Consider the following 22,909-nt stretch of genomic DNA (forward strand, 5'->3'; position numbering starts at 1 on the left):
CCATGGAGCTGCGCGCGCGGCGAAATGTCGCTCCACAGGCCGATTCGGGCCCTCCTGACGGGCATCCTCGCGGTTGACTGGGGCCATGACGACAACTGTTGACTTCTGGTTCGACCCGGCATGCCCGTGGGCCTGGATGACCTCGCGATGGATGCTCGAGGTGGAGAAGGTCCGCGACGTCCACACCGTCTTCCACGTGATGAGCCTGGCGGTGCTCAACGAGGGGCGGGACCTGCCCGAGGACTACCGGCGGGAGATGGACCGGGCCTGGATCGGCGCCCGGGCCGCCACCGCTGTGGCCACCAGCTACGGTCAGGAGGCGGTGCGCCCCTTCTACACCGCACTGGGCACCCGCTACCACCTGGGCAGGGCCCCGCACGACCGCGACACCGTGGCCGCCGCACTCCAGGAGTGCGGCTACGACACCGGTATCGCCGAGCGCGCCACCACCGAGGAGTTCGACGAGGCGATGAGGGCCTCCCACCACGAGGGGATGGACCCGGTCGGCCAGGACGTCGGCACCCCCGTCCTGCACGTCAACGGGATGGCGCTGTTCGGCCCGGTGATCTCCCCGGCTCCCAAGGCGGAGCAGGCCGGTGAACTCTTCGACGGCTTCCTCAAGATGGTCTCCTACCCGGGATTCTTCGAGCTGAAGCGGACCCGGACGGTGGGGCCGATCTTCGACTGAGCGAGGGGGAATCTCGGTGCGCAAGGATGGATCCATGGTGAATGAGGAGAACCCGGTGGAGGCCAGCACCTCCGAGTCGACGCTGCGGCACACCTGGAAGGAGCTGGTCGACCAGATCCTGGCCGCCCAGGAGGCCTACTACGGTGCCGATGCGCCGACCATCTCCGATGCCCGGTACGACCACCTGATGCGCGACCTCCAGTCATTGGAGGAGCACAACCCCCAGCTGCGCACCCCGGACTCGCCCACCCAGCGCGTCGGCGCGCCGCAGAAGGTCACCGACTTCGCCCCGGTGCAGCACATCGAGCGGCTGCTCAGCCTGGACAACGTCTTCACCCTGGACGAGCTCGCCGAGTGGATCGCCCGGGCCGGGGCGACAGCCTCCCAGCAGGTCCCCGGTGAGCACTCCCAGCTGCTGTGCGAACTCAAGATCGACGGCCTCGCCCTGGATCTGGTCTACCGCAACGGCCGGCTCGACAGCGGTGCCACCCGCGGCGACGGACGGGTCGGCGAGGACGTCACCGGCAATGTGCGCACCATTCGGGCCATCCCGCAGCGACTCACCGGCGACGACATCCCCGCCCTGCTGGAGGTGCGCGGGGAGGTCTTCTTCCCGGTGGAGGACTTCGCCGATCTCAACGCCCATCTGGTCGAGGTGGGCAAGCCGCCGTTCGCCAACCCCCGCAACGCGGCGGCCGGGTCGCTGCGCCAGAAGGACCCCCGGGTCACCGCCGGACGGCCGCTGTCGATGATCTGCCACGGACTGGGACGGGTGGACGGCCACGACTTCCCCAGCCAGGGCCACGCCTACCGCAAGCTCGCCGAGTGGGGACTGCCGGTCTCGCCCTACTACAAGCTGGTCGACACCCCCGGCCAGGTGATGGACTTCGTCCAGTACTGGGGGGAGCACCGCGACGAGGCCGCCCACCAGATCGACGGGATCGTCGTCAAGATGGACGACGTCGAGGTGCAGCGGGCGCTGGGTGCCACCTCCCGGGCCCCCCGCTGGGCGATCGCCTTCAAGTACTCGCCCGAGGAGGTCAACACCAAGCTGCTGGACATCCGCGTCAACGTCGGCCGGACCGGCCGGGTCACCCCCTACGGGGTGATGGAGCCGGTCGCGGTGGCGGGCTCCACGGTCGAGATGGCGACCCTGCACAACGCCTTCGAGGTGAAGCGCAAGGGTGTCCTGATCGGCGACACGGTCGTGCTGAGGAAGGCCGGAGACGTCATTCCCGAGATCCTCGGGCCGGTCGTCGAGCTGCGCGACGGCACCGAGCGGGAGTTCCAGATGCCGACCGTCTGCCCCTCCTGCGGAGCCACCCTCGGCTACGAGAAGGAGGGGGACAAGGACCTGCGCTGCCCCAACACCAGAGGCTGCCCCTCCCAGCTGCGCGAGCGCGTCTTCGCGCTGGCCTCCCGCTCCGGACTCGACATCGAGGCCCTGGGATGGGAGGCCGCGATCGCCCTCACTGATCCTGAGAACGCCCGGCCCGACCCCTCTCTGGTGACCGGGGAGATGCCCGAACCCCAGACCCCGGTGCTCACCAGCGAGGCCGGACTGTTCGACCTGCAACCCGACGACCTCGCCGACGTCCAGGTGTGGCGCCAGCGCAAGGTGAAGGGCTCTCCCGGGCCGTGGGTCCGGGAACCCTACTTCTGGACCCGGGCCACCAGGACCCGGCCCTCGGCCCCGGCGGCCAACACCCGCAAGATGTTCGACGAGCTGGCCAAGGCCCGCAACCAGCCGCTGTGGCGGGTCCTGGTGGCGCTGTCCATCCGCCACGTCGGGCCGACGGCGGCCCGCGCCCTGGCCACCCGGTTCGGCTCCCTGGCGGCGATCCGCGCCGCCAGTCAGGAGGAACTGGCCCAGACCGACGGGGTCGGACCCGTGATCGCCGAGTCGGTGATCGACTGGTTCGGGGTCGACTGGCACCAGGAGATCGTCGAGCGCTGGGCCGCCGCCGGAGTGCGGATGGCCGATGACACCTCCGGGGGGCCGGCGGCCACCCTGGAGGGGCTCACCGTGGTGGTCACCGGCAGCCTGGAGGGATTCAGCCGGGACGAGGCCAAGGAGGCCATCCTGTCGCGCGGCGGGAAGGCCGCCGGATCGGTCTCCAGGAAGACCGACTACGTCGTGGTGGGGGCCAACGCCGGGTCCAAGGAGACCAGGGCGCGGGAACTGGGCCGCCCGATCCTCGACGAGGCGGGATTCCGCCATCTCCTGGACCACGGACCCCAGGGGGTGCCGACGGTCGGCTGAGGCCGACACACCCCTTGGCGGCCGAGTCCCGGTGAGCACCGGCCGACCGCCACGAGGATCCTGGCGCGCGGTGCGGGAGGCGGCCCCGGTCGTGATCGTCCGGGCCGCATAGCCCGGCCGCCGGGACCGATCAGCTCAGGTGACGCGCCACCCGGTCCTCCAGACGCCGCCGCACCGCCGGCCACTCGTGGGACAGCAGGGAGTAGACGACGGAGTCGTCCAGGACCCCGTTGGCGTGGCGGGCGTAGCCGCGCAGCACCCCGTCGCGGCGGAACCCGAGTCTCTCGATCGCGGCCCGCGACTGCTGGTTGGTCCACTTGGTGCGCAGCCCGACGCGCTGGCAGCCGAGCTCCTCCATCGCATGGGCGATCAGCAGCCGCTTGGAGTCGGGATTGGTGCCGGTGCCCTGGCATGAGGCGCGGGTCCAGGTGTAGCCGATCTCCAGACGCGGCACCGAGGGCTCCAGGTCGTAGTAGGTGGTCACCCCGACGACCTGCTCATCGGCCAGCCGCACGCAGACGAAGGGCACCATCGTGCCGGCGTCACGGGCCGCTAGCTTGCCGGCGATGTCCTCGGCCATCCGCTCCGGGTTCGGTGTCGAGGTCCACCACAGGCGATCTCCCAGATCGCCGTCGCGGGTGGCCTCCCGCAGCGCGTCGAGATGGTCCATCGAGAGCGGCTCCAGCCGCACGATCCGCCCTGTGAGAGTCAGTCCGGGATCGATCCAGGCCATGGTGGTCTCCTTGTCTCAGAACTCGGTGTCGCGGGAGTCGGTGCCGTGAAGCTTGGTGTCTCAGAACTCGGTGATGCTGAACGGGAGGTCGTCGGTGGCGAACATCCGTCCGATCGTCTGGATCTGCTCGGCGGTGCCGCGCAGGTGACCCGCCCCGGCCAGGGACTGGGCCCGCACGGCGCCGAAGTACAGCGATCCCAGGGCGGTGATCCCGATGGTGGCATGCCCCTCGGTCCCCGCCGCGTCGTCGGCCACCCGGGTGACCACGGCGGGCCGCTCCGGGTCGCTCACCTCGATCCGGTAGCTGCCGGTGCACCACTCCAGCGGATCGGTGACACGCAGCACCACCGAGCCGGTGTGGTCCCAGCCGCGCACCGACAGCGCTTTCACGACGTCGAGGATGCGCACCCAGGTGAGGTCCGACCGTCCGGTGAAGCGCACCAGCCGCGGGTCCCGGACGGCCCACGGAAGGGGGGTGTCTGGATTCGTGTTTCCGGCGGTGATCTTGGTCACCAGGTCGATGGAGGCCAGGAACTCCCACAGGCCCAGTTCGGCGTCGGCGGTGACAGCGATGAGGTCGTGCACCTCCAGGGTGCTCCCGAAGTCCTCGGTGACCTGGTAGGACACCACCCCGTCGGGGCGGCCCTGGGAATCCCGGTGGATCGCCGAACGGACCCTCCGGTCGGGCTTCTGCCTCTCGTAGGACCAGCGTCCGGAGGCGAACTCGACCCACCAGTCGAGGCGGCCGTGGGAGCCGCGGCGGGAGGCGTGGAAGCGCCGGAACAGTTCCAGACGCAGCTCGTCGATCTTTCCGGGAGCCACCATCTCCACCGAGCCCTCGGGGCGGTGGGACAGCACGAACCGGCCCCCGCTGGTCACCTCGATGCGCTGGTTCTGGGTGGACACCCCGAACCCGAAACGGCCGTAGATGGCCCCCTCGGTCGCGGTGAGAGCAGCCATCGACAGGCCGGCCCGTCTGGCCGCCGCCAGATCGTGGCTGATGAGACCGCGGAGCAGGCCTCGACGCCGATGGGTCGGACGGACCGTCACATCGGTGATGAAGTCGGCCGGCTCGAGGTGACCGTGGCCGGTGTTGATGGTCTGGTCGTAGCTGGCCAGGGTGGCGACCGGCAGACCCGGCAGCTCCGGGTCGTCCTCGGGGCCCTGGACCGCCCAGAGGCGCTCCCCGGCGACGTGCTGGGCGAAGTGGTTCAGGAAGTCGTCGTCCGGCCAGGGCATGTGGAAGCCCAGATTGACCGCCCGGCACTGCGCGACGATTCCCTGGGAGACCGTCCCGTCGGTGACCACCCGCGCCAACCGGTAGGGGTCTGGCAGTTCTCGCGGTTGGCTGACATCGGGCCTGCGTCGATCCTCGGACATGCCCTCACCGTATCGGAGCCCCACGTCAACGGCCGATCGGGCGATGAAAGGATGAGCCCATGACCTTCCATCCCAGCCATGTCCATGTCGCCACCGATCACGCCGCCTTCGAGCTGAAGGAGTACCTGGTCAAGGAGCTCCGCGCTGCCGGCTACCAGGTCGTCGACCACGGGGCCACCAGCTATGACGCTGAGGACGACTACCCCGACTTCTGCATCCCCTGCGCCCAGGCGGTGGTCGCCGAGCCGGGCTCGCTGGGGATCGTGTGCGGGGGTTCGGGCAACGGCGAGCAGATCGCGGCGAACAAGGTGGCCGGGATCCGCGCGGCGCTGGTCTACAACGCCGAGATGGCCCAGCTCGCCCGTGAGCACAATGACGCCAATGTGATCTCCCTGGGTGGCCGGATGCAGTCGGTCGAGGACGCCTGGGAGTGGGTGAAGGTCTTCCTCACCACCCCGTTCTCCGGGGTCGAGCGCCACCAGCGCCGGATCGAGAAGCTGGCCCACTGGGAGTCGGCCGGAGCCCTCAGCTGATCCAGGCCGATCCCGGCTGATCACTTCGTGGGGGCGTCGTCCCGTCCGTCGGTCCGGGTCGCGTCCCCGTCGGCACCGTGGCCGGCATCCCTGCTACCGGCCCGGCCGGCACCCCGGCCCTCGGCCCTGTGGTCCTCGCCCCGTGCCCGTCTCCTCAGCGAATCGAGGATGAACGGCCACTCGCGGCCATTCGCGGGCATCGGCACCGTCTCCGAGGGCGGCGTACGGTGTTGACGGCCCAGCAGCTCGCGGGCGCGCAGCGCACGGACCCGGTCGACGACCGGGCCGGATCGCCGCCCGTTCGTGGTCGGCCTGCCGGACCTGCTCATTGCTCCATTCCACCACGTCCGGGAGGCCGAGTTGCCAGAGGGGCACGTCATCCACCGTCTTGCAGGCGCCATCGAGGACGCCTTCGCGGGCGAGGAGGTGACCGTCACCTCCCCCCAGGGCCGCTTCGCGGTGGAGGCCGCCCATCTCAACGGCAGCCGGCTGCGCGGGGCACAGGCCTGGGGCAAGCACCTGCTCATCGACTTCGCCGCCGAGGGAGCCCACCTGGTCCACATCCACCTCGGACTCATCGGCAGGTTCACGGTGGGGCCGATCACCCCGGTGCACGGCCAGGTGAGACTGCGCATCGAGGACGCCGTGAGCTCTGCCGATCTGCGAGGACCGCAGTGGTGCCGACTGCTCAGCGACGAGGAGTGGGAGGCCGTCCTGTCCACCGTCGGCTCCGACCCGATCCGCCCCGATGCCGATCCGGAGAAAGCCTGGCGGGCCATCCACCGCAGCACCCGGGCGATCGGGGTGCTGCTGATGGACCAGTCGATCACCGCCGGGGTGGGCAACATCTACCGGGCCGAGGTGCTCTTCCGCCACCGGATCGACCCGATGACCCCCGGGAACAGACTGGCGCACGCGACCTGGCAGGCCATCTGGGAGGACCTGGTGGTCCTGATGCGCCGCGGGGTGGCCACCGGTCGCATCGACACCGTCCGGCCCGAGCACACCCCGGAGGCGATGGGGCGGCCCCCTCGCCTCGACCGGCACGGCGGCGAGGTCTACGTCTACCGCCGGGACGGACAGCCCTGCCTGGTCTGCGGAACCACCGTGCGCCGGACCAATCTGGCCGGACGCCACCTGTTCTGGTGCCCGCGCTGCCAGCGGAGGCACCGATGACCCCGGCGTCAGGTTCCGACTCCCGGTCAGTGGACTGGCAGGGCTGGACTCTCGACCTCGGGGTCGACGCCGACTCCTGGCCCCGGGTGACCGGCTGCTCCCCACCCGGGGAGGTCCTGGTCAGCGCACCCTCCCCCTGGCGGGTGAGGGAGGCCGACCGGCCGGGCACCGAGATCGAGGTGAGCGCGATTCACCCCAGCGGGGCGCGGATGAGGATCCGTCAGAGCATCGACGAGAGCTGGGACATCCGCATCGCGGTGGCTCCGCCGTCCGAGGCCATGACGTCGGTCGAGGTGCCGGGGCCGGTCTGGCGGTTCGGAACCGACAGTCCGGTCCAGGTGTGGACCGCCGGCGCCGAGGGCCTCGCCCTCACCGACCGGGACCCGCAGGACCCGGCTGGGCGACGGATCGTCTGGCGCCAGATCGTCGGGGACTCCAGCCTGGACGTCGAGGGGATCCGCCCGCTGGGGGAGTCGCTGACCCTGGAGCCGGGACGCACCCGCACCGCCCTGTGGCGGGCCACGCCGGTCGACGACGTCGCCTCGGCGGCAGCCAGACTGCCGTCCTGGCTGCCCGACGAACTGCTGGTCGATCCCGCCGTCGACCAGGAGATCTGGCTGGACACCCCCGACGCCGGACTGCTCCTGGACGGCGCACCGAGCGACCAGTGGCTGAGTCCCGGCACCGACTCCCCGACAACAGATCACGACGTCGTGCACGGTCTCGGGCACGACGTCGACCACGGCCTCGACCACGACGTCATGCACGAGGTGCAGGTGCGCCAGGCCCGCGGCACCACGCGGCTGATGGTCGGCTGGGCGATGATGGCCCGCGACCACGCCCGCCGGCGCGCCGAGGAGATCCTCGAGGGAATGGATCCCCGGCTGGTCACCGGGGCGCAGTTGTGGATCCTGCTCCAGGCCACCCCGGTCGGGGCGGTCCGCGGCGAGGACGTCGTCGCCGCGGTCGCCGAGTCCCTGGAGAACCGGCTGGCGCGCCCGGGCGCCGACTTCTTCACCGTTGTCTCCGCGATCACGGTGGCTGCCCAGATCGGCGACGCCGACATCTGGGAGTCTGCGATGGAGGGCCTGGCGAGCCTGCCCGCGGAGGCCCCCGGCACTCTCATCGGCCACGCGCTGGCCCGGTCGCGGGCCCTCCTCCACGACTGGCAGGTCCCGGCACCCCGCAGCGGCAGGGCCGACGACCCGCTGGTGCGCGCCGAACGGTCGGTGCTGCTGCGACCGGGCCCCGTACCGAGCCCAGGACCGAACCCTGGACCGGGCGTCGACGACGGCCCGGACGCAGACGCCCTGGCCGCGCTGTGGTGGCTCGGGTCGGCGCTGCCCGTCCCCGGCCCCCGCCCCCTGATGGGCCGGACCGGCCCGGTGGACCCGATCCAGTCGGCCTGGGCCTCGGCCATCTGCTCCTTCTGGCCGCAGTGGTGGCAGATCGGCCCCGACTGGGGTGTCGACGTCACCCGGCTGCGGCAACGGACCGCCCGTCGGCTGCTGCTCGACCCGGAGCTGAGAGACGAGACGCTGGCCCTGCTGCTCTGGTGAGCGCGCAGGGAGCGGGCAGGGAGCGACCGGGGGGCTGGGGAGAACACCTCTGTTGCCGAGGTTGCGGGCGCGTTCCGGAGTGGCGCCGATCGGTGTGGTGCGCGCGAAGGCTGCACCCCGGGTGGCACAGTGTGAGCGTGACCATCGCAGAAACCCGATCCAGACGCGGCGCCGCCGTGGTCGTTCCGCGACTCATGCTCGTGGGAGCGGTCCTGACCGCCCTGAGGTTGTTGTTCGCCCAGACCTGGTGGGTCCAGGGCCTGAGCTCGCTGTTCTCGGTGCTGGTCTTCCCGACCGACCTGGGCAGCTGGGGGCTGGTCGTCCTGCTGATGGTGCTGGCCTACTCCCTGAACCGCCGTAAGCGCATCGCCTGGCTGGGTTGCCTGGTGATGTTCGGGTTGATGTGGCTCGTGTCGGTGTTCTTCTTCGTCGTCCTCATCGTCGAGGTGGTTCAGGGAGACCCCACCGACCCGTTCGAGGACATGGGGATCGCCTCCTACCTGTTCAACGTCGTGAGCGTCGGCTGGATCCTGCTGGTCCTGGTGGAGAACCACTCCCAGTTCGGTGCCCGCACCGCCCGGGCCAATCTGCGCCGGGCCATCGTGGTGCTGGTCTCGGGACTGGCCGCCACCGCCCTCATCGGATGGCTGCTGGTGTGGGCCTCCGGCGGATCGGGACGCCCCCGCAGCCGGCTGTGGCACCTCATCGCCCGGATGCTGGAGGGCCACCGCGCCGACACCGGCCCGTTGGCCCCCGCCTGGGTGGGCGACATCATCGGACTGCTCATCGCCGGTACCCTGGTCGCCGCCCTCATCGTGCTGCTGCGCTCCCAGCGGGAGGTCGCGGTGATGACCCTGGCCGAGGAGCTGGAGGTGCGTCGCCTGCTGGCCGCCAATCCTGCGGACTCGCTGGGCTACTTCGCCCTGCGTCGCGACAAGTCGGTGTCCTTCTCGGCCAACCGGCGGGCCGCCATCGCCTACCGCACCGTCTCGGGGGTGATGCTGGCCGCCGGGGACCCGATCGGACCCGCCTCCCAGTGGCCCGCGGCGATCGACTCCTTCCTGCGCACCGCCCACACCTTCGGCTGGACACCGGCCGTGCTGGGGACCTCGGAGGCCGGCGCCACCGCATGGGAGCGGGCCGGCCTGAGAGTGATGAGGATCGGCGACGAGGCGATCATCTCGCCGTCGACCTTCCACCTGGACGACCACGAGCTGAAGGCCGTCCGCGGCACCGTCGACCGGTTGCACAAGGCCGGCTACTCGGTGCGGGTCCGCCGCCACGAGGACATCGCCCCGGCCGAGCTGGAAGAGCTCATCACCCTCGCCGACCGGTGGCGCGTCGACGGCGACGAGCGCGGGTTCTCGATGGCCCTGTCTCGCCTGGGCGACGTCCTGGACGGACGCTGCGTGATGGTGGAGGCCCGCTATCCCGACGACCAGGGCACCGCCGGACTGCTGTCCTTCGTGCCGTGGGGGGAGGACGGGCTCTCCCTGGACGTGATGCGCCGAGACCCGAGGGCCGACAACGGGGTCACCGAGCTCATGGTGGCCGGGCTGATGTCGGCGGGCCGGGAGATGGGTCTGCACCACGTCTCACTGAACTTCGCGGTCTTCCGCGAGGCCATCGAGGAGGGTTCGCGGGTCGGGGCCACCCTCCTGCAGAGACTCAACCGGCGACTCATCGCGGCCGCCTCCCGCTGGTTCCAGATCGAGCAGCTCTACCGGTCCAACGTCAAGTACAGCCCGCAGTGGCAGGCGCGCTACCTGGGATACGCCGACGCCGCCGATCTGGGGCAGGTCGGTGTCGCCCTGGGACAGGCCGAGGGGCAGCTGGACCTGCCGCGATGGATGCGTCCGCTGCCGCTTCCGGTCCAGCCGATCTACACCGCCGAGTCCCGTCCCGAGATCGCCGCCTTCCTCGCCGAGCAGTCGAAACCCTCCCTGCTCCCGACCCGGCCGGTGCCCGAGCAGATGCGGGCCAGGATGGCCACCCGACAGCACATCCTCGACGAGGGGGGACAGGCCTACCCGCCCGATATCCACCCCGACCACCGGCCGCACGACGTGGAGACGGTGGCGATGGGGGAGTCCATCTCCGTCGTCGGACGGGTGCTGGCGGTGCGCGACCACGGCGGGGTGATCTTCGCCGAGGTGGCCGACTGGTCCGGATCGGCCCAGGTCGTCCTGGAGGTCTCGGCGCTGGGAGCCGGGTCGATGGCCCTGTTCCGCTCCCAGATCTCGCTGGGCGACCATCTGCTGGCCGAGGGCACCGTCGGACCGACCCGCAACGGCACCCGTTCCCTGCTGCTGACCTCCTGGCGGTTGGCCGCCAAGGCACTGCGGCCGCTGCCGGACCGCCGCTCCGGGATGAGCGACCCGGAGGCCCGGGTCCGTCGGCGCTACCTGGACCTCATCATCAACAGGTCGGCCCGCGACCAGTTGAGGGCCCGCTCCGAGACCATCCGGGCGGTGCGCGAGACCCTGCTGGGCCACGACTACCTGGAGGTCGAGACGCCGATCCTCCAGACCATCCACGGCGGGGCCAATGCCCGGCCCTTCCGCACCCACATCAACGCCTACGACCTGGATCTGTACCTGCGGATCGCGCCGGAGCTGTTCCTCAAGAGGCTGATGGTGGGCGGTGCCGGCCGGGTCTTCGAGATCGGTCGCAACTTCCGCAACGAGGGGGCCGACGCCACCCACAACCCGGAGTTCACGATGCTGGAGGCCTACCAGGCCTACGGCGACTACGTGCAGATGCGCCATCTCACCCGCGAGATGATCCTCACCGCGGCCCGGCGGGCCACCGGCGGCACGTCGATCCGGGGTCGCGACCGCTCCGGCGTCGAGCACGAGATCGACCTGGCCGAGGAGTGGCGGGTGGTGACGGTCAACGAGGGGATCTCCGCGGCCCTGGGCGAGGAGATCACCGCCGACACCTCCAAGGAGGAGCTGATCCGTCACGCCGACCGGCTGGGGATCGCCGTCTCCCCGAAGTGGGAGCGCGGAGACGTGGTCCTGGAGCTCCATGAGCACCTGTCCGAGCACGTCACGGTCGCGCCGACCTTCTTCTGCGACTTCCCGACCGACGTCTCGCCGCTGACCCGACAGCACCGCGACGACCCGCGGCTCGCCGAGAAGTGGGACCTCATCGTCCTGGGGGATGAGGTGGCGACCGCCTACACCGAGCTCGTCGACCCGGTGATCCAGCGCAAGCGGTTCACCGACCAGTCCCTGCGCGCCGCCGGCGGGGACCCTGAGGCGATGGAGCTGGACGAGGACTTCCTCCAGGCCCTGGAGTTCGCGATGCCCCCCTCGGGAGGGATGGGGATGGGCCTGGACCGGTTGGTGATGATGCTCACCGACACCTCGATCCGGGAGACCATCGCCTTCCCGCTGGTGCGCCCGGCACGGCGGGAGGGGACGGGTCGCGGTGACCGATGAGATCGTCGAGACGCCGACATCGGCGGGGCCGCGACAGGTCCGGCTGAGGATCCGTCACGGCCGGGGCCCGGCCGCCCTGCTGATGTCGGGAGCGGCGCAGTCCAGCGAGCTGTGGCGTCCGGTCGTCGAGGATCTTCCCGACCGTCTGGTGGTCTCATACGACCGACCCGGGATGGGCGGCACGCGCTGGCCCGGACGGCTCCCGAGCCTGGCCGAGGAGGCGCAGACGGCGACCGCGCTGGCCCGCCGGATCGGCCCGCCGGTGATCCTGGTCGCCCACTCGATGGCCGCCTTCCACGCCGAGGCAATGATCCGTGAGCACCCCGACCTGGTGGCCGGCCTGGTGCTGGTCGACCCCTCGGTCGAGTGGCACGCGCGTCGTCCCGGTCCTCAGGGCAGCCGCCTGGCCCACACCGTCCGGCTGGCCGCCCGAAGCGGCCTGTCGGGACTGGGGGAGCTCACGATGGCCACCGGCACCCTGCTGCAGACCAGCTGGTCGGCCGGACGGCTGCGCGGATACCTGCGGACCCACCGACTCAGGGAGGTCTTCGCCGACCCGGACTCCCTGGCGATGTCCACCGCCGAACTGCTGGCCTACCCCCGCCAGGCCTGGGAGCTGATGGAGGTCCGGGCGCATCACCCCTGGCCCGGCACCGCCACGATCCTGCTGTCGGCAGAACACTCCCACGCCGAGCAGGAGGTCGACCGTCAGGACAGGCTCGCCCGACTGCTGGGGGCCGAGCTGCGGGTCGTCCACGGCTCGCGTCATCTCATCATGCTCGACGAACCCGGGGCGATCGCCGGGGCGATCCGGGAGCTGTCCTGAGTCTGCGCCGCCGTCCGTCCTGGCCCAGCCGGGCCCGATTCCTCGGGACGGCTCTGGTTCCGGTGCCGCAGGGCGGCCCGGGGACCATTGCCGCAGGACCGCTGCGAGGCGGTCCTCGGGCCACCCGCGCAGACGACCGCGGGTGAGACTCGCGCACGACAGCCGGGAGTCGGGATGCCGGACGGCGTCGGGTCCACTACACTGGCCGTCGTTCTGCCGCCGAGGCGGTGGGATCGGGGCGTAGCGTAGTGGCTAGCGCGCCTGCTTTGGGAGCAGGAGATCGCGGGTTCGAGTCCCGTCGCCCCGACGGACGGTACGGCCTCATCGTCGGCGAGATCCGGCGGATATGACGCGACGGCCGGTTCCATGTAGCATTACCCGAGTTCCGTCAGGGACGTGCGGATGTAGCTCAATGGTAGAGCCCCAGTCTTCCAAACTGGCTACGCGAGTTCGATTCTCGTCATCCGCTCCACATGCCGCCGTGGGTTTTCCAGCATTGGTGGACCCCATCTGCGCTCGGTACAATTGCACGGCGTGTGTCCCCGCCGTGACGGGCGGAGACTGTGTTACCCCGGACCATCAGGAGAACTTCGTGCCCAGCACCCTCGAGCAGCTCACCAACAATCGCGTGAAGCTCACTGTCGAGATTCCTTTCGAAGAGCTGAAGCCCAGCCTCGACAAGGCCTACAAGGACATCGCCGGCCAGGTGAACGTCCCCGGCTTCCGGAAGGGCAAGGTGCCGGCCCCCGTCATCGACCAGCGGTTCGGACGCGGCGCGGTCCTCCAGGAGGCCATCAACGACGCCCTGCCGACCGCCTACAGCAGCGCCGTCAACGACAACAAGATCGTTCCTCTCGGCCAGCCCGACATCGAGGTCACCAAGCTCGAGGACCACGGCAAGGACGTCGACGTCGAGTTCACCGCCGAGGTGGACATCCGTCCCGACTTCGACCTGCCCGATGTCTCGACCATCGAGGTCGAGGTGCCCGACCTCGACGTCCCCGACGAGGACGTCGACGAGCGCATCGAGACCCTGCGTCAGCGCTTCGCCACCAACACCGAGGTCGAGCGCCCGGCTGCTGACGGCGACGTCGTGGTGCTCAACCTCAAGGGTTCCCAGAACGGTGAGGTCCTCGAGGACGCCACCGCCGATGACATCACCTACAAGATCGGTTCGGGCGGCATGCTCGAGGGTCTCGACGAGGCCGTCACCGGCCTGAAGGCCGGCGAGTCGGCGACCTTCACCTCCAAGCTGCTGGGCGGCGCCCACCGCGACGAGGAGGCCGAGATCGAGGCCACCGTCACCAAGGTCTCCGAGCAGAAGCTGCCGGAGGTCGACGACGACTTCGCCCAGCTGGTCAGCCAGTTCGACACCGTCGACGAGATGCGCCAGGACATGCGCAACTCGCTGGAGGGGATGGCCCGTCTGGACCAGTCCGCCGATGCCCGCGACAAGGTCCTCGAGGCCGTCATCTCCAAGATCGACATCGAGCTGCCGCAGGCCCTGGTCGACTCCGAGCTGGAGGCCCGCCGCAACCAGGTGAGCCAGCAGCTCGCCCAGGCCGGACTGACCGTCGAGCAGTACCTCGAGGACTCCGAGGAGGAGGCCGAGGACGAGGACGCCTTCTGGGCGGAGATCGAGAAGCGCTCGCTGGACGCCCTCAAGGCCCAGATCGTGCTCGACAAGATGGCCGACGACGACGAGATCGGCGTCGAGCAGAACGAGCTGTCCGAGCTCATCGTCCGCAAGGCCCAGCAGAACGGCTCGACGCCGCAGCAGGAGGCCCAGCACATGATGGAGCACAACCATCTGGCTGAGTGGATGGAGGAGATCCGACGCGGCAAGGCGCTGGCCTCGATGGTCAAGCAGGCCACCGTCAAGGACGCCTCCGGCACTGTCCTGGAGCTGGACCGCATCCAGCCCGACGGTTCGATCTCCGACGCTCCGGCCGATGACGAGGCCGCCGCGCCCGCCGACAAGGCCGATGAGCCCGCCGACGAGGCCGACGAGGCGAAGGCCGACGAGGCGAAGGCCGACGAGGCGAAGGTTGATGAGCCGAAGGCCAAGGCCAAGGCAGACGAGCCCAAGTCCGACGAGCCCAAGGCCAAGGCCGACGAGCCCAAGTCCGACGAGCCCAAGGCCAAGGCCAAGTCCAAGGCTTCCGCCAAGAAGTGATGATCTGACCCGAGTCCCGTGCGGGCAACGGGCTGCCGATCTGGCAGGATCGTGCCAGCACGGCCGCTCGACGGTACGGTGATCCGAACCGGCACCCGCGATGAGACGTCGTGCGGTGCCGGTTCGGCGTCTCCAGGGAGGGGTAGTTCATGACGCGACGATCATCCAGCCCGGACGGTGAGGGGACCGAGGAGTCCCCGACACGATCGGAGGAGCCGTCCTCCGGCCGACTGGTCCGGATCCAGCGGGCGGTCCGCCGACAGATCTCCAAGGTCCAGGCGGTCACCGCGGTGACCCCGCCGCCGATTCCGCAGCAGCCGGTCAACGTCGCCGATCAGGGCACCGCCGATCAGAGTGTTGCCGCCGATCAGGGCACCGCCGATCGGGGTGTCGGCGGCGAGCCGGTGTCGGCCAGCCAGGACCACGGGGCCGAGCCGCACCCCGGCGTCCCGCAGGAACACGGAACCCTGCCCAGATTCACCGTGGCGGTGCTCACCATCGGGGCCGCCTGGCTGGCCTTCAGTCTGCTCCACGATCTGGCCGGCGTCATCGCCCCGATGTTCCTGGCGCTGAACCTCATGATCACCGCCTACCCGATCCACTCCTTCCTGGTCCGCCACCACTGGCCCAGGGGGATCTCCGCGATCATCACCGGCCTGGTCGTCGTCCTGGTCCTGGGCGGCTTCCTTGCCGGTATCGCATGGTCGGTGGCCGCCACCATCACCCAGATGCAGAAGTACGTCCCGCAGATGGAGTCGCTGTACCGCAACGCCATCGAACTGCTCACCAGAATCGGCTGGGACGAGGAGTTCATCCTGGAGAAGGTGCGACGGATCGATCCCCAGCAGGTGGTCGGGGTCGCCACCTCGCTGCTGTCGGACACCACCTCGGTGCTCACCATGATCGTGGTGATCATCACCGGGATGATCTTCATGGTGATGGACACCTCCCGGTTCGGCGAGAGGCTGGAGGCCGCCGGCCGGCAGAAGCCGGGCATCGTCGCCTCGCTGATCGCCTTCGCCTCCGGAATCCGGCGGTACTGGCTGGTCACCACCGTCTTCGGCCTCATCGTGGCGCTGCTCGACTGGGGTGTGCTGGCGGCGATCGGTGTTCCGCTGGCCGCGGTCTGGGCGCTGTTCAGCTTCCTCACCAACTACGTGCCCAACATCGGCTTCGTGATCGGCGTGATCCCCCCGGCGATGCTGGCCCTGTTCGACAAGGGCTGGGTGAGCGCGGTGATCGTCGTCGCCGCCTACTCGGTGCTCAACTTCGTCGTCCAGTCGATCATTCAGCCGACCTTCGCCGGGGACGCGGTGGGGCTGACGCCCACCCTGTCCTTCCTCTCCCTGCTGCTGTGGGGATGGGTGTTCGGCGCCCTGGGCACCCTCATCGCGCTTCCCTGCTCCCTGCTGGTCAAGGCGATGCTCATCGATCCCGATCCCGAGTCCCGTTGGGTCAATGCGCTGATCTCCCCGCGCGGCGACGAGCTCGAGTCCTCCTCGGGCCAGTCCGCCCCCGACTGAGCCCCGGTCCGGGCGTCCCGACGGCCCCGCCGTGCGCGAAACCCGCACGGGGGGCCGTGAAGTGTCGGTGGCACACGGTAGGTTCGTAGACGTGAACGACACCAATGCACCCATCATGGCGGGCGCACCTCGGATGGCCGGGGAGTCCCTCGGCGGCGGAATGACCGACAACGTCTACCAGTCCCTGCTGCGCAACCGCATCATCTTCCTGGGTTCGGAGGTCAAGGACGAGAACGCCAACGCGTTGTGCGCCCAGATGCTCCTCCTGAACGCCGAGGACCCCGAGGCCGACATCTACCTCTACATCAACTCCCCGGGCGGATCGATCACCGCGGGAATGGCGATCTACGACACCATGCAGTGGATCTCCAACGACGTCGCGACGGTGGCCATGGGGATGGCCGCCTCGATGGGGCAGTTCCTGCTCACCGCCGGCGCCAAGGGCAAGCGATATGCCCTGCCGCACTCCAAGATCCTGATGCACCAGCCGCTGGGAGGGATCGGTGGCACCGCCACCGAGGTCGCCATCCACGCGAGGTTCCTGGTCGACATCAAGAAGGAGATGGCGCGCATCATCGCCGAGCACACCGGCCAGCCGGTCGAGAAGATCGAGGCCGACTCCGACCGGGACCACTGGTTCACCGCCGAGGAGTCCCTCGAGTACGGCTTCATCGACCACGTCTACGAGAACGCCTCGCAGATCCCGCACGACGCTCCCACCAAGTGAGGTTTCCGATGGATCTTTCCACGATGGCCGGATTCAACGCCCAGCAGGCCGCCCACGCGCTGGCCGGCGCCGGCGTCTCCCCGGTCTCACCCGTGATGCCCTCGACGATGCCCTCGTCGACGAGCAGCCAGCCCGCACCCTCGATGGACTACTACATCCCCCAGTGGGAGGAGCGCACCTCCTACGGGGTGCGGCGGGTCGACCCCTACACCAAGCTCTTCGAGGACCGGATCATCTTCCTCGGCACCCCGGTCACCGACGACATCGCCAATGCCGTGATGGCCCAGCTGCTGTGCCTGCAGTCGATGGACCCGGACCGCCAGATCAGCATGTACATCAACTCGCCCGGCGGCTCCTTCTCCGCGATGAGCGCCATCTACGACACGATGAACTACGTGCGCCCCGACATCCAGACGATCTGCCTGGGAATGGCGGCCTCGGCGGCGGCGGTCCTGCTCGCCGCCGGCACCAAGGGCAAGCGGTTGGCCCTGCCGAACTCGACGATCCTCATCCACCAGCCCGCGATGGGCCAGTCGAGCTACGGTCAGTCCTCCGACATCGAGATCCAGGCCAACGAGATCCAGCGGATCCGCAGGCTGATGGAGAAGATGCTCTCGGAGGCCACCGGCCAGACCGAGGAGCAGGTCTCCCAGGATGTCGACCGTGACAAGTACCTCACCGCCGAGGGAGCCAAGGAGTACGGCCTCATCGACGACATCCTCACCTCGGTGTGAGGATCCCGCCCCCTCGGGGGCACGGCTCGCGGGGGTCCTGAGGATCTCGGGACCCCCGGCGGGCTAGGTTGAAACAACAGCCCACATCGCAACACGATAGGGGCCCCACAGGCCCCCGGGAGATCGGCCCGGACCGGGTCGGAGGTATCGGCCCCATCGGGACACGACAGGCCTGAACGACGGGCCCAGGGGAAGGAGGAGAAGCTCATGGCACGGATCGGCGAGAGCAGCGATCTGTTCAAGTGCTCGTTCTGCGGAAAGAGCCAGAAGCAGGTCAAGAAACTCATTGCGGGCCCGGGGGTGTACATCTGCGACGAGTGCATCGACCTGTGCAACGAGATCATCGAGGAGGAGTTCACCGAGTCCAGCGAACTCGGCCCGATCGACGAGCTTCCCCACCCCCGCGAGATCCGCGACTTCCTCGACTCCTACGTGATCGGTCAGGACGAGGCGAAGAAGACCCTGTCGGTGGCTGTCTACAACCACTACAAGCGGATCCAGGTCTCCCAGGAGACCCCCCACGCCCGACGCGCCGAGGACGACGGGATTGAGCTCGGCAAGTCCAACATCCTGGTCCTGGGACCCACCGGCTGCGGCAAGACCTATCTCGCCCAGACCCTGGCCCGACGCCTCAACGTCCCCTTCGCGATGGCCGACGCCACCGCCCTCACCGAGGCCGGCTATGTCGGCGAGGATGTCGAGAACATCCTGCTCAAACTCATCCAGGCCGCCGACTTCGACGTCAAGAAGGCCGAGACCGGAATCATCTACATCGACGAGATCGACAAGGTGGCCCGCAAGTCGGAGAACCCGTCGATCACCCGCGACGTCTCCGGTGAGGGAGTGCAGCAGGCCCTGCTGAAGATTCTGGAGGGCACCGTGGCGGCGGTCCCGCCACAGGGCGGCCGCAAGCATCCCCACCAGGACTTCCTGCAGATCGACACCACCAACATCCTGTTCATCGTCGGCGGCGCCTTCGCCGGCCTGGAGGACATCATCACCAAGCGGGTCGGCACCCGGCCCCTCGGGTTCAACACCGATCCGACCGCCCAGCGGATCGACACCTCCGACATCCTCGCCCAGGTGACCCCCGAGGACCTCCACAAGTTCGGCCTGATCCCCGAGTTCATCGGCCGGCTGCCGATGATCACCACGGTCCACTCGCTGGACCGCGACTCCCTGGTGCGCATCCTCACCGAGCCGCGCAACGCCCTCACCCGCCAGTTCGAGAAGCTCTTCGAACTGGACGGCGTCCAGCTGGAGTTCACCGAGGACTCCCTGGAGGCGATCGCCGCCAAGGCCCTGGAGCGCAAGACCGGTGCCCGCGGGCTGCGCTCGATCATCGAGGAGACCCTGATGGAGGCGATGTTCGAGGTGCCCTCCCGGGAGGACGTCGCCCGCGTCGTCGTCACCGCCGGTGCCGTCGAGGGGTCCGAGCAGTGTCGGCTGGAGTCCCGGGTCAAGATCAGTCAGAGCCGCGGCAAGCTCACCGCCTGAGGGCGGCTGAGGCGTCCAGCGATCGGCTGATCGGCTGAGAACCGCTGACGGTGGAGCGAGACGGGGAGAGTGTCAGAGGGCAGGGATAACCTGTTCCTCATGCCCTCTGGATACCTGCGCTACCCCGATGTTCACCAGGACCGCGTGGTCCTGGTCGCCGATGACGACCTGTGGCTCGCCCCGATCACCGGTGGCCGGGCGACCCGGCTCACCACCGATCACGCCCCGGCCAGGAATCCGCGGTTCTCCCCGGATGGCAGCAGGATCGCCTGGAGTTCCACCGCGGCCCAGCGTCCCGAGGTCTACGTCCTCGACCTGGCCACCGGGAACCGACGCCGTCTCACCTGGCTGGGATCGGTCAAGACGGTCGTGGTCGGCTGGGCCGACGACGAGCACGTGGTGATCTCCTCCCCCTATCAGCGCAATGACGCCGGACTGGGCTGGTTGTACACGGTCGGGATGGATGGCGATGTGGAGCCCTGCGGCTACGGGCCGGGGATGGATCTGGCCGTCGATCCGCACGGGGCGGTGGCCGTGGTGAGCCCGAACTCCGGGGACTGCTCGCGCTGGAAGCGCTACCGAGGCGGCACCGCCGGCCAGATCTGGCTGCGTCCGGCCGGGGCCGAGCGGTTCCTCCGGGTGCTGCGCGACGGCAATGACGACCACGACGGGGTCTACGCGGCCGCCGGCCGGTACTCGGTCGGATGGATCGACGGACGTCTCATCTTCAGCTCCGACATGGGCGCCGAGCTCGACCCGGCCGGCCAGGAGACCGCCAATCCGGGCCGTCAGGCCCAGCTGTGGTCGGTCGACGGTCAGGGCGCCGACCTGCGGCTGCACACCCATCAGGACCTGTCCCAGGGCTACGTCCGCGACCCCCGCACCGACGGCAGCACCATCGTCTTCCACTGCCGCGGGCGGATCTACGCGATGGCCGGGCTGGCCGCCGACCCTGTCGAGATCCCGGTCGAGCTGGGCATCGGGGATCCCCGGCCGTTCTGGATCGAACCCAGCGACCGGTTGGGCTGGGTGGTCAGCGACCAGGGTGGGGACGGCTCCCTGCTCGAGTGGCGGGGCGCCGCCTACTACCTCACCCACCGCAGCGGACCGGCCCGTGCGCTGTCGGCCCAGGACGGGGTGCGGATCCGCGAGCCGCGCTGTCTGGGCGCCACCGGCGCAGGAATCTGGGCCAGTGACGTGGCAGGGGAGGACTGTCTGGAGACGGCATCCCTCGATGGCACCGGCACCCCGGTGCGAATCGCCCAGGGCGAGCTCGGCCGGGTGCTCGACCTGGCACCGGACCCGGCAGGGGAGCGGGCCGCGGTGGTGAGCCACGACGGCCGGGTCCTGCTGGTCGAGATCGCCACCGGGGCGGTGCGCGAGCTCGCCACCTCCCGCTACGGCGAGGCCACCGGGCTGGCCTGGTCCCCCGACGGCCGCTACCTGGCGTGGCGCTCGGCGGTGGCCGCCGACCCGGAGATGAAGGGCCAGCTGATCTGCGTCGACACCCGGGCCGAGGGTTCCGACCCCGGTGTGCAACCGGTCGCACTGACCCGGGGGTCCTATGACGACTCCGAGCCGGTGTTCACCGCCGACGGGAAGTACCTCGTCTTCCTGTCGGCGCGCACCTTCGACCCCGACTACGACGGCCAGACCTTCGACCTCACCTTCGGTCACACCATCCGGCCCTGGCTGGTGCCGCTGCGCGCCGACGAGCCCTCTCCCTTCGGCCCCAGCCCCGAGGGCTGGCGGATCAGCGAGGTCCAGGACCCGGCCCGCGGCGGATCCCAGCAGGGGGCTGCGCAGGGCACCGGCGAGGGGTCCGTCGAGGGCAGGGACAAGGAGGAGATCTCCTGCCGTCTGGACGCCGAGGGGTTCGAGGAGAGGATGATCGCCTTCCCGGTCGCCTCGGGCGCCTACCACGGCCTCACCGCGGTCAAGGACGGCCTCGCCTGGATCCAGGACGCCGACCGCGGCGGCCAGATCGGCACCTCGCGGGCCGGGGTGAGCGGCGAGCAGCCGACGGACTCTCTGTGGGTGTACAACCTCACCACCCGGCGCCTGGAGGAGATCTGCGAGGCCGTCGACACCTTCTCGGCCTCCGGTGACGGCCAGCGGCTGGTGGTGCGCCACAAGGACGAGGTCACCGTCATCCCCGCCGATCACAAGGTCGACGGCGACGACCCGGCCAAGGTGGTCGTCGACCTGACCCGGCTGCGCCGGCAGGTGTCTCCGCGGGCCGAGTGGCGTCAGATGTTCGAGGAGAACGGCCGGCTGATGGCCAGCCACTACTGGCGCCCCGACATGAACGGCACCGACTGGCAGGGGGCCCTGGCGGCCTACCGGCCCACCCTGAACCGGCTGGCGAGCGCCGACGACCTCTACGACGTCCTCCAGGAGGTGGTCGCCGAGCTCAACACCTCCCACTCCTATGTCATCCCCTCGGGGCTGGACGGGGACGCCTCCAGCCGTGCCGGTCGCCTGGGAGCCGACCTGGCGACCTCCACCGACGAGGGGTCGACCATCCGCCGGGTGGTGCCCGGGGAGACCTCTGACCCGCGAGCCTGGTCGCCGCTGCGGGCCGCCGGGGTGGCGGTGCGCGACGGCGACGTCATCACCGCCGTCGACGGGCAGCCGGTCACCTCCCGCACCCCGATCGGGGAGCGGCTGGAGGGTTCGGCCGGGCGCACCGTGGAACTGACCGTGCGCCCCCACGACGGCGCTGACAGGCGGGTCGCCGTGGTCCCGATGGCCGACGAGTCGGTACTGCGCTACCACGACTGGGTGGCCTCGCGGCGGCGCTACGTCGAGGAGCGCTCCGGGGGTCGGCTGGGCTACCTGCACGTCCCCGACATGGTCGCCGACGGATGGGCCGAGCTCTACCGCCAGATCGCCGACGCCACCGCTCACGAGGGGGTGGTCGCCGATGTGCGGTTCAACCGCGGCGGACACACCTCCCAGCTGGTCGTCGAGAAGCTGGCCCGCAGGGTGGTCGGCTGGGACTACGGCCGCTACCACAGCGAGCCGACGACCTACCCGCAGAACGCGGTCCGCGGACCGGTCATGCTGGTCACCAACCAGTGGGCCGGATCCGACGGGGACATCGTCTCCGCGGTCACCCAGGCGATGGGATACGCGAAGATCATCGGGGAGAGGTCCTGGGGCGGGGTGATCGGCATCGACGGACGGTTCGACCTGGTCGACGGCACCGCGGTCACCCAACCGCGCTACCCGAGCTGGTTCGCCGGCTACGGCTGGGGGGTGGAGAACCACGGCGTCGACCCCGACATCGTGGTGACCCAGAGCCCCGAGGACTGGGAGTCCGACCAGGACATCCAGCTCGACGTGGCCATCACCGAGTGCCTGCGCCAGCTGGCCGAGCACCCGGCCGCGGTGCCCCCGCAGTTCCCGCCCGCCGTCTTCGGCTGACCGGGACCGCGGCTGCCCGCCCGGCCCTCCCCCCGACTGCCCGCCCGCTACTGCCGGGCGGGCCGGGGCTCTGGCCGGTGGGCGGTCACGACGTACTCGAGGGGCATCCGGTCTGGCCGTTCGGCCAGCCGGACCTCCTGCCGTAGGCGACATGGATCGCGCCCCCGGTCGTCAGCCTGGAGCAGCACCGATGGTGAGCTCCGCGCTCGGTAGCGGTGC

General features: G+C 70.0%; 16 protein-coding genes and 2 tRNA genes. 15 read left to right on the top strand and 3 right to left on the bottom strand.

Annotation, left to right across the window (positions count from 1 at the left end; genetic code table 11):
* Window positions 1-85: 85 nt before the first annotated feature.
* Both FEZ32_RS09215 and ligA read left to right on the top strand, forming a co-directional pair.
* Entirely contained in the window at window positions 86-688 is a 603-nt protein-coding gene (locus FEZ32_RS09215; RefSeq protein ID WP_175415769.1) for a mycothiol-dependent nitroreductase Rv2466c family protein, read from the top strand.
* 34 nt (window positions 689-722) lie between these two features.
* Window positions 723-2,951 carry an NAD-dependent DNA ligase LigA gene (gene ligA, locus FEZ32_RS09220; protein ID WP_138680464.1) on the top strand — a complete coding sequence of 743 codons (2,229 nt, stop codon included), beginning with the start codon at window positions 723-725 and terminating at the stop codon, window positions 2,949-2,951.
* Between the two features lie 130 nt (window positions 2,952-3,081).
* On the opposite strand, the gene FEZ32_RS09225 is transcribed toward ligA, so the two are convergent.
* Together FEZ32_RS09225 and FEZ32_RS09230 are read right to left on the bottom strand one after the other, a co-directional pair.
* Window positions 3,082-3,684 carry a GNAT family N-acetyltransferase gene (locus FEZ32_RS09225; RefSeq protein WP_097798562.1) on the bottom strand — a complete coding sequence of 201 codons (603 nt, stop codon included), beginning with the start codon at window positions 3,682-3,684 and terminating at the stop codon, window positions 3,082-3,084.
* 60 nt (window positions 3,685-3,744) lie between these two features.
* Window positions 3,745-5,064 (bottom strand): GNAT family N-acetyltransferase, encoded by a 1,320-nt coding sequence (locus FEZ32_RS09230; RefSeq protein WP_138680465.1) that lies wholly within the window; start codon window positions 5,062-5,064, stop codon window positions 3,745-3,747.
* Window positions 5,065-5,123: 59 nt separating this feature from the next.
* Between FEZ32_RS09230 and FEZ32_RS09235 the strand changes: the two genes are divergently transcribed.
* The gene (locus FEZ32_RS09235) at window positions 5,124-5,597 is read left to right on the top strand and encodes a ribose-5-phosphate isomerase (RefSeq protein WP_028702296.1); all 474 of its coding nucleotides are present in this window, start codon (window positions 5,124-5,126) and stop codon (window positions 5,595-5,597) included.
* A gap of 20 nt (window positions 5,598-5,617) precedes the next feature.
* Here FEZ32_RS09235 and FEZ32_RS13565 read toward each other — a convergent pair whose 3' ends face one another.
* Window positions 5,618-5,926 (bottom strand): hypothetical protein, encoded by a 309-nt coding sequence (locus tag FEZ32_RS13565; protein ID WP_175415770.1) that lies wholly within the window; start codon window positions 5,924-5,926, stop codon window positions 5,618-5,620.
* Between the two features lie 31 nt (window positions 5,927-5,957).
* Here FEZ32_RS13565 and FEZ32_RS09245 point away from each other — a divergent pair, with 31 nt between their 5' ends.
* The 12 genes from FEZ32_RS09245 (at window position 5,958) to FEZ32_RS09300 (ending at window position 22,690) form a co-directional block, all read left to right on the top strand.
* Window positions 5,958-6,773 (top strand): Fpg/Nei family DNA glycosylase, encoded by an 816-nt coding sequence (locus FEZ32_RS09245; protein WP_028702297.1) that lies wholly within the window; start codon window positions 5,958-5,960, stop codon window positions 6,771-6,773.
* Complete coding sequence (locus FEZ32_RS09250) at window positions 6,770-8,332, top strand: hypothetical protein (protein ID WP_138680466.1); 1,563 nt, start codon at window positions 6,770-6,772, stop codon at window positions 8,330-8,332. Before FEZ32_RS09245 ends, FEZ32_RS09250 begins: the two co-directional genes overlap by 4 nt.
* Window positions 8,333-8,526: 194 nt before the next feature.
* Window positions 8,527-11,778 carry a bifunctional lysylphosphatidylglycerol synthetase/lysine--tRNA ligase LysX gene (lysX, locus tag FEZ32_RS09255; protein ID WP_138680912.1) on the top strand — a complete coding sequence of 1,084 codons (3,252 nt, stop codon included), beginning with the start codon at window positions 8,527-8,529 and terminating at the stop codon, window positions 11,776-11,778.
* The gene (locus FEZ32_RS09260) at window positions 11,768-12,604 is read left to right on the top strand and encodes an alpha/beta fold hydrolase (protein ID WP_051238095.1); all 837 of its coding nucleotides are present in this window, start codon (window positions 11,768-11,770) and stop codon (window positions 12,602-12,604) included. Before lysX ends, FEZ32_RS09260 begins: the two co-directional genes overlap by 11 nt.
* Before the next feature lie 234 nt (window positions 12,605-12,838).
* Window positions 12,839-12,911 (top strand) — tRNA-Pro (locus FEZ32_RS09265).
* Between the two features lie 91 nt (window positions 12,912-13,002).
* Window positions 13,003-13,076, top strand: a tRNA-Gly gene (locus FEZ32_RS09270).
* A 120-nt stretch (window positions 13,077-13,196) separates the two neighbouring features.
* Window positions 13,197-14,780: a trigger factor gene (gene tig, locus FEZ32_RS09275; RefSeq protein WP_138680467.1), complete on the top strand. Its 1,584-nt coding sequence runs from the start codon at window positions 13,197-13,199 to the stop codon at window positions 14,778-14,780.
* A gap of 149 nt (window positions 14,781-14,929) precedes the next feature.
* The gene (locus FEZ32_RS09280) at window positions 14,930-16,303 is read left to right on the top strand and encodes an AI-2E family transporter (protein ID WP_138680468.1); all 1,374 of its coding nucleotides are present in this window, start codon (window positions 14,930-14,932) and stop codon (window positions 16,301-16,303) included.
* Window positions 16,304-16,418: 115 nt separating this feature from the next.
* Complete coding sequence (locus FEZ32_RS09285; RefSeq protein ID WP_036980808.1) at window positions 16,419-17,030, top strand: ATP-dependent Clp protease proteolytic subunit; 612 nt, start codon at window positions 16,419-16,421, stop codon at window positions 17,028-17,030.
* An 8-nt stretch (window positions 17,031-17,038) separates the two neighbouring features.
* Entirely contained in the window at window positions 17,039-17,764 is a 726-nt protein-coding gene (locus FEZ32_RS09290; RefSeq protein WP_097798568.1) for an ATP-dependent Clp protease proteolytic subunit, read from the top strand.
* 207 nt (window positions 17,765-17,971) lie between these two features.
* A complete protein-coding gene (gene clpX, locus FEZ32_RS09295) occupies window positions 17,972-19,261 on the top strand; it encodes an ATP-dependent Clp protease ATP-binding subunit ClpX (protein ID WP_028702302.1) in 1,290 nt (429 codons plus the stop codon).
* Window positions 19,262-19,360: 99 nt separating this feature from the next.
* Window positions 19,361-22,690, top strand: coding sequence for a S41 family peptidase (locus FEZ32_RS09300; RefSeq protein WP_138680469.1), 3,330 nt, complete (start codon window positions 19,361-19,363; stop codon window positions 22,688-22,690).
* Window positions 22,691-22,909 lie beyond the last annotated feature (219 nt).

The organism is Acidipropionibacterium jensenii (assembly GCF_005890135.1).
GTDB classification, from domain to species: domain Bacteria; phylum Actinomycetota; class Actinomycetes; order Propionibacteriales; family Propionibacteriaceae; genus Acidipropionibacterium; species Acidipropionibacterium jensenii.